This is a genomic window from Gordonia sp. ABKF26, assembly GCF_041103195.1.
GTDB lineage: Bacteria > Actinomycetota > Actinomycetes > Mycobacteriales > Mycobacteriaceae > Gordonia > Gordonia terrae.
This window is the reverse complement of record NZ_JBGCVZ010000003.1, coordinates 2688261-2700073: the sequence shown is the minus strand read 5'-3', so window position 1 is coordinate 2700073 and position 11813 is coordinate 2688261. Positions and strand designations below refer to the sequence as shown.

Below are 11813 nucleotides of genomic sequence, written 5' to 3'. Positions count from 1 at the left end.
CAGTTGCCGGAATCGGTATTTCACAGCTTCGGCGAGTACATTGCTAGCCGGTCATCGCGGCCCGGCCCTCGAGACCGATCTGTCCCCCACCGGAAAGAACACGCCCTGTGGCATCGACGACGCGAGTAGTGGCGCCGGAGTCGTCCCCCTCGACGCCGACGACGCCCGCATACCGCACCGACCTCGACGGCCTGCGCGGCATCGCGATCGCCCTCGTCGCCTGTTTCCACGTGTGGTTCGGCAAGGTCTCCGGCGGCGTCGACGTCTTCCTCACGCTCTCGGGGTACTTCTTCGTCGGGTCGCTGCTGCGCCACGCGATCTCCAGTCAGGCACCGCATGTCACCTTCCGCGACACGCTGAACCCGTGGCCACGGCTCAAGCGGCTCCTCAAACGCCTGCTGCCGGCACTGTTCACGGTGCTCATCGCGGTCACCGTGCTGACGCTGCTGATCCTGCCGCAGACCCGCTGGGCCAACGTCGGGCGTGAGGTCATCGCGAGCGCGCTGTATCACCAGAACTGGTATCTGGCACAGAACTCGCAGGACTATCTCGCCGCCAGCTCGGCGAACAGCCCGCTGCAGCACATCTGGTCGATGTCCGTGCAGGGCCAGTTCTTCGTCGTGACACTGCTCGTCGCCCTCGCGTTCGCGGCGCTTCTCAAACTCGGCGCCCGGGTCGCGCGGCCGTTCGCCGATCCCCGGGTCATCAGGTTCCTGGTCGGCGGCGCGGTCTTCGCCGTCGCCCTCGTCTCCTTCTACTGGGCCCACCGCGGCCTGGCGATCAACCAGCCGTACAACTACTACGACACGCTGTCGCGGCTGTGGGAGCCGCTCGCCGGCGGCCTGCTGGCGATCTGGTTGCCGTCGCTGCGAGTCCCCAACTGGCTTCGCAACGTCGCGACCGTCGCCGCGTTGGCACTGATCGTCAGCTGCGGATTCTGGATCGACGGCGTGAACGCCTACCCCGGTCCGATGGCGCTCGTGCCGGTCGGTGCGACGCTGCTGATCATCTGGGCGGGCGCGACCGCCCTGCAGAAGCCGCCGCGCGGCACCCATGCCGCCGCCACCGAGATGCCTGTCACCAACCGATGGCTGGCGAGCCGGTGGCCGGTGTGGCTCGGGACCATCGCGTACTCGCTCTATCTGTGGCACTGGCCGCTGCTGATCTTCTACCTGACCTGGCGGGACAAGAACCACGCGAACTTCTTCGAGGGTGTGGTCATCCTCGGGGTGTCGGTCGGCCTCGCATGGCTCACCAAGCGCTACATCGAGGACCCACTGCGCGGAGGCGACCGGTCGGCACTGACCCGCGGCACCCGCGACGGACGTTCGCGGTGGCTGTCGTACACGTCGGTCGTGACGTCGATCCTGGTGGTGGGCACCCTCGTCACCGGCGTCGGCATCACCGTGTGGGAACGGCACGTCGCCAACATCGTCGTCGACACGAAGAATCTCGATCCGAGGTCGTATCCGGGCGCCCGCGCGCTGCTCGACGGCTGGCCGGTTCCCGCACTCGACCCGCAGCCGTCGGCCCTGGAGGTCATCAAGGACTTCCCCGAGACCTCGACCGACGGGTACATGAGCGACTTCAGCGACAACGAGATCCACGTCGGCGTCTACGGTGACCCCACCGCGACGCGCACCATCGCGCTCGCGGGCGGTTCACACGCCGAGATGTGGATCTCGGCACTCGACACCCTCGGCAAGCGCGGCGGCTTCAAGGTGAAGACCTACCTCAAGATGGGGTGCCCGCTGTCGACGAACAAGATCCCCAAGCAGCGCGGCGTGCCCTACCCGGAGTGCTACGACTGGGGGCAGCGCGTCATCGACCGCGTCATCGCGGACAAACCGGATGCCGTCCTGACGAATTCGACCCGACCGCGGGACTACGAACCCGGCGACTGGGTCCCGCCGGATTACGTGCCCATCTTCGATCGCTTCCTCGACGCGGGGGTACCGGTGCTCGGCATGCGCGACACCCCGTGGCCGAAGAACGCGAAGGGGACCATCGACACGCCGATCTGCCTCGCCGACGGCGGCGACGCGGAGAGCTGCGGATCGAATCGCGCCGCCGTGCTCGAGCCCGAGGATCCCGCCGCAGCGTTGGCCTCGACGCGACCGGACTTCCACCCGCTCGACATGTCCGACGGCATCTGCACCCCCGACCGCTGCCCGGCCATCGTCGGCAACATCACGGTCTACAAGGATCCCCATCACCTGAGTGCGACCTACGTCCGCAGCCTGACCGACGAACTCGGCCGACAGATGGCGGAACAGCTGCCGTGGACCGGCCCCGGGGTCCCGTGACGACGCCGGCCGGCGCCGTCTGATCGCCCGCTGCCCGGGGTCGGCGACCGCCCACCGGTGGGACATCCCACATCCGGGCCGACCGACCGCGTCCGGAGATGACCACCCGCGACAACGCGACTAGGGTCGACCCATGACGTCGCCGAAGGCGGGTAAGACCGAACCGCCAGCCCCCGGTGCCCAGCCGGGCGATCCCGGCTCCACCGCCGATCCTCACTCTTCTGCCGATCCCAGCTCTTCCGGTGAGCCCCGCGAACCAGGTCTCGACACCACCTCGACGACAGCAGCGCCACCGAGCGGCGACATCACCTCCGAGCCGGTTCCGATGCCGTCCGACCCTATCCAGGCCGAGGCGCTCGTCCACCCCGAGCCGGCGCCGATCCCGGTGTGGCCCGGTACCCCGTACCCCCTCGGCGCCACGTACGACGGTGTGGGAACGAACTTCTCGCTGTTCTCGGAGGTCGCCGAAGCCGTCGAGCTGTGCCTGATCGACCGCGAGGGCCACGAACGCCGCATCCGGCTCGAAGAGGTCGACGGATACTGCTGGCACTGCTATCTGCCCAACGTCGGCCCGGGACAGTTCTACGGCTTCCGCGTCTACGGACCCTATGACCCGTCGCAGGGACTGCGTTGCGACCCGAGCAAGTTGCTGCTCGACCCGTACGGCAAGGCGTTCCACGGCGACTTCGACGGCGACGCATCGCTGTTCTCCTACCCGCTCCCGTCGCCTCCCGAGGCCGACGACGAACCCGCGGCCGACGGCAGCGGCGACGAGGCTTCCGCCACCGTGACCGACGCGGCCGGTGACACCGGGCCCGAGGCGGACGGCGCCGGCGACGCGGACACATCCGCGCCCGACGATGCGGCCGACCCCGACGCCGACAACACCGACGAGGTCCCACCCGCCGAGACCGGGCAGGACGACAACGGAGCCACACCGAGCGCGGAGGACAACGCCCGGACCGCCGGCGACGAACCGGTCAACGAGATGCCGCAACTGGACTCGCTCGGGCACACCATGGTCTCGGTGGTGATCAACCCCTACTTCGACTGGCAGAACGATCGGTCGCCCAATCGCCCGTATCACCAGACGGTGATCTACGAGGCGCACGTCAAGGGTATGACGGCGACCCACCCCGACATCCCGGAATACCTTCGCGGCACCTATGCGGGGCTGTGCCATCCGGTGATCATCGATCATCTCAAGGAACTGGGGATCACGGCCATCGAGCTGATGCCCGTCCACCAGTTCATGCAGGACTTCGTGCTGCGCGATCAGGGTCTCCGGAACTACTGGGGCTACAACACCTTCGGCTTCCTGGCGCCGCACATCGAGTACTCGTCGAACCCCGACCAACCGGCCAGCGCGGTGACCGAGTTCAAGGCGATGGTCCGCGAATTCCACAACGCGGGCATCGAGGTCATCCTCGACGTCGTCTACAACCACACCGCCGAGGGCAATCATCTCGGTCCGACCGTGTCGTTCCGCGGCATCGACAACGCCGCCTACTACCGGCTCGTCGACGGCGAGCCCGAGATGTACATGGACTACACCGGAACCGGCAACAGTCTCAACGGCCGTCATCCGCACACGCTGCAGCTCATCATGGACTCGCTGCGCTACTGGATCCTCGAGATGCACGTCGACGGTTTCCGTTTCGACCTCGCGTCCACGCTGGCCCGCGAACTCCACGACGTGGACCGCCTGTCGGCGTTCTTCGACCTCGTACAGCAGGACCCGGTCGTCAGCCAGGTGAAGCTCATCGCCGAACCCTGGGACATCGGCGAGGGCGGCTACCAGGTGGGCAACTTCCCACCGCTGTGGACCGAATGGAACGGCAAGTACCGCGACACCGTGCGCGACTACTGGCGCGGCGAGCCATCCACCCTGGGCGAGTTCGCCTCCCGGTTGACCGGGTCCTCGGATCTGTACGAGGCGACCGGCCGACGCCCGCTGGCGAGCATCAACTTCGTCATCGCCCACGACGGTTTCACGCTGCGGGACCTGGTGTCCTACAACGAGAAACACAACATGGCCAACGGTGAGGACAACCGCGACGGCGAGAGCCACAACCGATCGTGGAACTGCGGCGTCGAAGGTCCGACCGACGATCCCGAGATCAACGCACTGCGCGCACGGCAGCAGCGGAACATCCTGGCCACGCTGTTCCTGTCGCAGGGCACGCCGATGCTCGCGCACGGCGACGAGATCGGACGCACCCAGCAGGGCAACAACAACGTCTACTGCCAGGACTCCGAATTGTCCTGGATGGACTGGACACTCGCCGAGGAGAACGCCGACCTGCTGGAGTTCACCCGCAAGGCCATCGCCTTGCGCACCCGACATCCGGTGTTCCGGCGTCGGAAGTTCTTCGGCGGGAAGCCGATCCGATGGGGTGACCAGGCGCTCGACATCGCCTGGCTCACACCCGCCGGCCAGGAGATGACCGCCGAGGACTGGGACAGCGGGTTCGGCAAGAGCCTTGCCGTGTTCCTCAACGGAAACGGCCTGGGCGAGAAGGACGAACGCGGCGAGCTGGTGGTCGACGACTCGTTCTTCATCTGCTTCAACGCACACTACGAGGACCTGGACTTCACTCTTCCGCCGAACTGGTACGGCAACGAGTGGGTCGGCGAGCTGGACACCACCCACCCCGTCGGGGAGACCGAACTGACGGCCGCCTCCGGCGAGTCGGTGACGGTCGGCGCCCGCTCGGTCCTGGTCCTGCGAAAGACCGCCTGAATCCATGAGCAATCGTCCGACGCCGCACGCGACGTATCGGCTCCAGCTGCACGGCGACTTCGGGTTCGCCGACGCCGCAGGCATCCTCGACCACCTCGTCGGGTTGGGGATCAGTCACGTCTACCTCTCCCCGATCGGCACGGCGTCGGCCGGCTCGACGCACGGCTACGACTGGCTACCGCCACCGGCGGTGGCGGATGTGCTCGGCGGTCTCGATGGTCTGCGCGAATTACGTTCGACGGCAGCCGAACGCGGGCTGGGTCTGATCATCGACATCGTCCCGAACCACACCGGGGTGGCCGACGCGCTCGCCAATCCATGGTTCGCCGACCTGCTCCGCCACGGGTCGGGGTCGGCGTACGCGAGCTATTTCGATGCCGACTTCGGAGTCGACAACGGGGCCGACGGGAAGCTGGCGCTGCCGATCGTCGCCGCCGACGGCGACCTGAGTCCACTCGAGATCGACGAGCACGGGCATCTGCGGTACTACGACCATGCGTTCCCGATCGCCCCCGGCACCGGCGACGGAACACCGGGTGAGGTCCACGACCGCCAGCATTATCGGCTCGTCCCCTGGAACAGCGGGCTCATCGGGTACCGGCGGTTCTTCACCGTCAACGAGCTCGCCGGTCTCCGCCAGGAGGAGCCAGAGGTCTACGACGCCACGCACCAGTGGCTGCGTGAGTTGCTGGACGCCGACCTCATCGACGGTGTGCGCGTGGATCATCCCGACGGCCTGTGGGATCCGCAGGACTACCTGCGTCGCCTCCGCGCCGACGTGGGCGACGATCGGTTGCTCTACATCGAGAAGATCCTGGCTCCCGACGAGCCGCTCGAGCCGACCCTGCCGGTCGAGGGCACCACCGGGTACGACCACATGCGCGTCATCGACGCGGTGTTCGTGGCACCGGCCGGGGTCGCCCAGCTCACCGAAGTGCACGAACGGATCACCGGCGAGACGGGAGACGCACGGTGGGTGGAGACCGCCGAGCACGATCGGAAGCTCCGCACGTTGCGCGAGTCCTTCCCGGCCGAGCTGCGACGCCTCGTGCGCGCGATCAACGCCGTCGGCGGCGGTGCGCCCGCCGCCGACACGGACCTCATCGCCGCGGCCTGTGCCGAACTCATCGCCGCTCTCGGGGTCTATCGGGCCGACTACCCGTCGCTGCGTCCACGCCTCCTCGCGGTGGCCGCCGGCATCGGCGACGCGAAGCCGGAACTGCGTCCGGCACTCGAGGTCATCGTGCGCGAGACGGCGGAGCCCGGCGAGGTGACGTCGCGGCTGGCCCAGACCTGCGGCGCGGTGACCGCGAAGAGTGTCGAGGACAGCCTGTTCTACCGCACGGCCAGGCTCGTGTCCGCCCAGGAGGTCGGCGGTGACCCCGCGAATCCGGTGTTGTCGCTCACCGAGTTCCACCGGCACAACGCCGAGCGTGCGGCGACCTGGCCGCTGGCGATGACGGCGACATCGACGCACGACACCAAACGCGGCGAGGACGTGCGCGCACGCATCGCGGTGCTCGCCCAGGTCCCCGCCCGATGGTCCCAGCTGGTCGACAGAGTCTGGCGTGACACCGACGTGCCGGATGACCTGACCGGATACTTCCTGCTGCAGAACATCTTCGGAGTCTGGCCGATCGACGGCCGGGTCACCGACGAGCTACGCGAGCGACTGATCGAGTACGCCCGGAAGGCGACTCGGGAGGCTGGACTCCGCACCACGTGGACGGAGATCGACGAGGAGTTCGAGGCGGCAGTCGAGGCCTGGATCGGCCAGGTCACCTCCGGTGACATCGCGGCCGCGATCACCGAACTCGTCGCCCGGATCGCATCGGCGTGGAAGCAGGAAGCGCTGGCTCGCAAGGCGATTGCGATCCTCGGCCCCGGAGTGCCCGACATCTATCAGGGCACCGAATGGTGGGAGGACTCGCTAGTCGACCCCGACAACCGGCGACCTGTCGACTTCAGGCGCTCGACCGAGCATCCCAAGACCGAACTCGTACGGGATGCCCTGCGGGCCCGGGCCCGTCACGCCGATGCGTTCGGTGCGTCCGGTACCTACCAGCGGTTGACCGCCGACGGGCCGGCCGCCGATCACACCATCGCGTTCGCGCGCGGTACCGACGACGGCCCCTCGGTCGTCGTAGTCACCGCGCGGTTCACCCACAGCCTCGACGACGAGGCGGCGGCCGCCACGTCGATCACATTGCCCCCGGGGTCGCGATGGCGTGACGAGCGGACGGGCACCGTGCACGACGGGGCGGTCGATCTCCGCACCGCGCGCAGCCGGCACCCGGTGGCGATTCTCGTGCGGGACTGACCGCTTCGGGTCAGCCTGCGGGCGCGGGAGCCGGGGCCGCCGGTTGCGGGGATGGCTGCGGTGCCGGTGCTCCGCCCGCGCCCGGCAGCGACTGCGACGGGTCGATCTGGCCGCTCGGGCTGCCCGGCGGGCCGTCGACCTTCGACACCAGCCACTTACCGTCTTCCTTGCTCAGATCGAGACGGAAGACCATCAGGCTGGTGCCGCCGTTGGGCAGCTTCACGCTTCGGCCGGTCACCTCCGCCATCACCACCGTCTGCGCGGAGTCGGCGTCGACGGTCTCGACGGCCACCACGTTGATCGTGGAGGACACCTCGATGTTCAGCGACTCCACGTTCGCCTCGGTGTCGGCGCGCTCCTGCTCGAGGCGGGTGCGCAGCTCACCGGTCGACAGCGGACCGAGCAGTTCCTTCGAATTGCCGGCATTGGCCGCGTTGAGGGTGGTGACGAGCTTGGTCACGAAGTCCGCCGAGGCCGTCTTGGAGTCGGCGAACGCGTCGGCCTCCCGCTGGAGGTCGTAGGCACGCCAGCCCAGGAACGCGACGAGTGCGACGAGGGCGACCGCCACGACGGCGGCGAGGACCTTCTTGATCCCACCGCCCGTCACCGTGAAGGAGATCTCCCGCCGGTCCGACGAGCCCTTCGCGGACTCGGCCGGTTCGGTCGTCGGGGTCGCTGCCGTGCCCGGCTTCGGCGGGGTCGCCGACGAGCCGCCGCGGCGGGCGGACTTCCCTCGCGGCGCCGACGCCGTGGCGGGCGTCGTCGTCTCGGTCGTCGTCTCGGTCGTCGTCTCGGTCGCCGACTCCTCGTCGTGCGTCACCGCATCGGTGCCGGCGGGTTCGACCGCGTCGACCTCTGGTGAGGCGGCGCCCGCCTCGTTCTCGGTCTCCGGGGTCACGTCGGGGTCATTCCGGTCAGTCATCTACAGGTCACGCAACTTGTCTGTCGTCGTCGAGTGGCCGTCAGTCGTCGAGCGGCCCATCACTTGTCGAGCGGAACGGTACGGGCGTTCGGGTCGTAACCCGGCGGCGGTCCCGCGGTGTCATCGCCCGGCGGCCGCGGCGCGTTGGCCGAGCCTCGGATCTGCTGACGCGGATCCTCGGTCACACAGTACAGATTGGTCGGGATGGTCAGCTCGAGGATCTGCGTCGGCCGACGTGGGGTCACCGGGTAGTTGCAACTCGGGCGCGGATAGACCGAGCCGAAGGCCCACCAGGCTCCGTCGTGGAACATGGTGAGGCTCTTGACACTGGCGTCCCGGATGGCGGGGAACAGCGTCGCCAGAGCCGGCGCACGCAGCGCACCCTGTTCGGCGATGTCGACGAACTGCTTCGTCACGTCCGTGATCGGATCGGTCAGCTGATTGATCGAACCGGCCAGACTCGTGAACTGCGATGGACCCCGATCGAGGAGCTCACGGAGTTCCTTGTCGGACGACGCCGCCGCGTTCACCAGCGAACTGAGTCCGGCCACCGTCGTGCCGAAGTCGGGCTGGATCTGCGCGGTCGTCTTGAAGATGGTGCCCGCGTTCTGGATGAACTTGGTCGTCTCCGGCAACGCCGTGTACAGCTTCGCGAAGATGGTGCCGCCCGAGTCGAAGATCACCGACAGGTCGTTCGGGCCGTCCTCGTCGTACAGCGCGATCTTCAGATTGTCCACGGCGGAACGGAGTTTCGCGGGGTCGATCTGGTTGATCAGTTCCAGCGAGGACTCGAGCAGCTGCGAGAACGGAACGGTGACCTCGGTCTGGTCTGCCCGGATGACGTCGCCGTCCTCGAGATAGGGACCGTCGGAGGTGGCCGGCTGGAAGTCGACGTACTGCTCACCCGCCGCCGACAGTCCCAGCGCCGCGACCTTGGAATCGCGGTTGATCTTGTACCGGTCGTCCACCGTGACCACGACCTCGACCGAATCCGGTTGCACCCGAACGGTGTCCACATCACCGATGCTGGCACCTCGCAGCGTGACCCCCGACGTCTCCTGCAGACCGCCGGAGATGGGGAACTCGATCGTGAGCGAGTACTTGTCGGCGAGGGGTTGCCACCGCAGGACCCCCAGGGTGAGGTAGCCGAGTCCGACGACCATCACGAGCACCAGGGCGATGTTGCCCACGAGTACCGAATTCCTGCGCAGGACTCCGAACACGCCGCTCATCCGCAACACCCCTTGGTCCCGGTGATCCGCGCCAGCAGGCGGGTCAGTGTCTGCTGCAGCGCAGCCGAACCCTCGTCGACGTCCTCGATCTCGGGCAGCCTGCTCGCCGAGTCGAATCCGACACCGGGGCTGAGCCAGTAGACCTTCGACGACACCGCGGCCGCGCTGCCCGGCGTGGACTTGACCCACTTCGGAGTCAGCGTGTGCAGGTTGTCGGCCAGCGATCCGAGCGGGCCGGCGGCCTGCCGGAGGCCGGCCAGCACCGTCGACAGATGGCCGAGCATCTCGACGAGGTTGTCCTGGTCGGTGTCGAGGAAGTCGTTGGTCGCCGCGGTGACCTGCTGGGTCTTGTCCAGCGTGGTCAGGATCGTGGCGATCTGCCCGTTCAGCGACTCGAGCGCCGGACCCAGCTTGTTGATCGACGCCATGATCTGTGCGCGCCCGTCCGCGAGTTGCCCGGTCAGGACGCGTGTGGTGGCCAGCGACCGGTCGACCGCCGCGGAACTCTGGTTCAGCTTCCGGATACCGGTCGTCAGGCCGCGGATGGCGCCGTTGAGGTCCGTCGGGTTCGTCGCGACGGCGCTGCTCAGTTCGGTGAGGATGACGGTCAGCGAGTTGAGGGACCCGCTGTCCACGACCCCGCTCATGCCGATCAGGAGATCCTCGACCGTCGCCGCGGCCGACGTCGGACCGGTGAGGGTGTCCCCGTCGACCATCAGGCCGTCACGCGCCTCGATCGGCGGCAGCAGCGCGACGAACACGTCGCCCAGCGGCGTGGCCTGGCGCAGCTCGGCGCCGGTGCCCACCGGGAGTTTGGTCTTCTTGCTGACCTCCATGGTCACCAGGGCGGTGTAGTCCTTGGCGACGAGGTCGGTGACTTGCCCGACGTCGGTTCCGTTGAGCTTCACCTTCGCCCGCGTCGGCAGGTTCAGCGCGTTGTCGAACTTCGCGTTCAGCGTGATCGAGTCCCCGATACCACCCGGTGCCGGCAGCGGGATCTGCTCGACCGTGAGACTCGGGAGCAGACCGCACCCGGTCAGTCCCATCAGCGCGGCGAGCAACACCGCGAGCACGCCACCTCGGCGAAGCCCGTTCCGGCGATCGGGCCCGCGGCGTGACCGCGCCGGTGACGGACGTCCGCCCGGCCCCGGACGGTCCAGCGAGTCCATTGTCGCCGTTCTCATTTCGTCAGCTCCAGCATCGCCGAGTAGATACCGAGATCGGGACCGAAGTCCTTGAGCTTGCCCGTCCGGCAACCGTCCTTCTGCAGGTTGATCGCCTCACAGAACTTGGCGAGCAGTTCGTTGTCGACGAGGGACTTGTCGAGGAGCACCTGTGTGCGCCACGCGCCCTGTTCGGCCGAGATGGAGTTGCTCAGATTCTGGAAGAGCAGCGGTCCGACGTCGATGGTCTCCACCACCTGCCGCGAGTAGTCGCTGAGGTTGGCGGTCAACGCGGCGAGCCGGTCGAACGACACCGACATCGTGTTGGTGTTGTTCTGCAGGAACACGGTCGTGTTCTGCAAGGTCTGGTTCAGGTTCCCGAGCGTCGCGAGCAGACCCGGCGCCTGGTCGCCCAACAGCTCCGACACTTCGTTGACCGACTTCGAGAAGGCCGTCATCTTCGGATAGTTCTGTACCAGGGTGGTGGTCAGTCCCTCGATGGTCTCGATGATGTCGACGAGGGCATCGCTGTTGCCCGCCACCACATCTGACGCCCCGCCGAGTTCGTCGAGTGCCGCGCGGATCTCCTCGCCGTTGCCGGTCGCGATGCCGGAGGTGATGTCGATCATCTCCGCGAGCGGCCCGGGGCCTCGACCTTCGCCCTTGAGTGCGACGACCAGACCGTCGATGGCGTCGAACAATTCGCCGACCGAGACCGGCGCCTTCGTCTCCTTCAGGGCCGATCCGTCCTGGAGCTTCGGTCCGCCGTCGTAGGCCGGTGAGAGCTCGACGTGCCGGGTGGTGACGATCGAGGTGTTGACGATCGCCGCGGTCGCGTCGGCGGGGACCGGGACGTCGTTGTCGATCGTCATGGTCACCTTCACCCGGTCACCCTGTGGCTCGACCGCGGTGACCTGACCGACCGGCATGCCGAGGACGGCGACGTCGTTGCTGACGTACAGCCCGGCGACGTTGTCGAAGTAGGCGGTGACCTCGATGGCCTGTCCGACCGCCGCTTTCCAGCTCCCGGGGATCATCGAGCAGCCCGAGAGCCCGAGGATGCCCAGCAGCGCGATCCCGATCAGCAGGATCGGGCGGCGGGATCGGTTGGCGTGCATCGTCGTACC

Annotated in this window: 7 protein-coding genes; 3 read left to right on the top strand and 4 right to left on the bottom strand. The window is 67.8% G+C overall.

Going from position 1 to position 11813, the window contains the following annotated elements:
- Window positions 1–128 precede the first annotated feature (128 nt).
- From AB4Z55_RS12585 to treY, 3 genes are all read left to right on the top strand, one after another.
- Window positions 129–2306 carry an acyltransferase family protein gene (locus AB4Z55_RS12585; protein ID WP_369521014.1) on the top strand — a complete coding sequence of 726 codons (2178 nt, stop codon included), beginning with the start codon at window positions 129–131 and terminating at the stop codon, window positions 2304–2306.
- Window positions 2307–2631: 325 nt separating this feature from the next.
- Window positions 2632–5049, top strand: a complete 2418-nt coding sequence (gene glgX, locus AB4Z55_RS12580; RefSeq protein WP_369521013.1) for a glycogen debranching protein GlgX — start codon at window positions 2632–2634, stop codon at window positions 5047–5049.
- Between the two features lie 4 nt (window positions 5050–5053).
- Window positions 5054–7369, top strand: coding sequence for a malto-oligosyltrehalose synthase (gene treY, locus AB4Z55_RS12575; RefSeq protein ID WP_369519825.1), 2316 nt, complete (start codon window positions 5054–5056; stop codon window positions 7367–7369).
- A 10-nt stretch (window positions 7370–7379) separates the two neighbouring features.
- Here the strand turns inward: treY and AB4Z55_RS12570 are convergent, their stop codons facing one another.
- The 4 genes from AB4Z55_RS12570 to AB4Z55_RS12555 form a co-directional block, all read right to left on the bottom strand.
- Window positions 7380–8291 (bottom strand): hypothetical protein, encoded by a 912-nt coding sequence (locus AB4Z55_RS12570; RefSeq protein WP_369519824.1) that lies wholly within the window; start codon window positions 8289–8291, stop codon window positions 7380–7382.
- 59 nt (window positions 8292–8350) lie between these two features.
- Window positions 8351–9523, bottom strand: a complete 1173-nt coding sequence (locus tag AB4Z55_RS12565; protein ID WP_004021197.1) for an MlaD family protein — start codon at window positions 9521–9523, stop codon at window positions 8351–8353.
- Window positions 9520–10569: an MlaD family protein gene (locus AB4Z55_RS12560; RefSeq protein WP_369521012.1), complete on the bottom strand. Its 1050-nt coding sequence runs from the start codon at window positions 10567–10569 to the stop codon at window positions 9520–9522. Before AB4Z55_RS12560 ends, AB4Z55_RS12565 begins: the two co-directional genes overlap by 4 nt.
- Window positions 10570–10703: 134 nt before the next feature.
- Entirely contained in the window at window positions 10704–11804 is a 1101-nt protein-coding gene (locus AB4Z55_RS12555; RefSeq protein WP_369519823.1) for an MCE family protein, read from the bottom strand.
- Window positions 11805–11813 lie beyond the last annotated feature (9 nt).

Bases quoted from the DNA above. Each gene is read 5' to 3' on its own strand.
- treY (WP_369519825.1), top strand. From the start codon at position 5,054: ATGAGCAATCGTCCGACGCCGCACGCGACGTATCGGCTCCAGCTGCAC.
- AB4Z55_RS12555 (WP_369519823.1), bottom strand. From the start codon at position 11,804: ATGCACGCCAACCGATCCCGCCGCCCGATCCTGCTGATCGGGATCGCG.
- AB4Z55_RS12560 (WP_369521012.1), bottom strand. From the start codon at position 10,569: ATGGGACTGACCGGGTGCGGTCTGCTCCCGAGTCTCACGGTCGAGCAG.
- AB4Z55_RS12565 (WP_004021197.1), bottom strand. From the start codon at position 9,523: ATGAGCGGCGTGTTCGGAGTCCTGCGCAGGAATTCGGTACTCGTGGGC.
- AB4Z55_RS12570 (WP_369519824.1), bottom strand. From the start codon at position 8,291: ATGACTGACCGGAATGACCCCGACGTGACCCCGGAGACCGAGAACGAG.
- glgX (WP_369521013.1), top strand. From the start codon at position 2,632: ATGCCGTCCGACCCTATCCAGGCCGAGGCGCTCGTCCACCCCGAGCCG.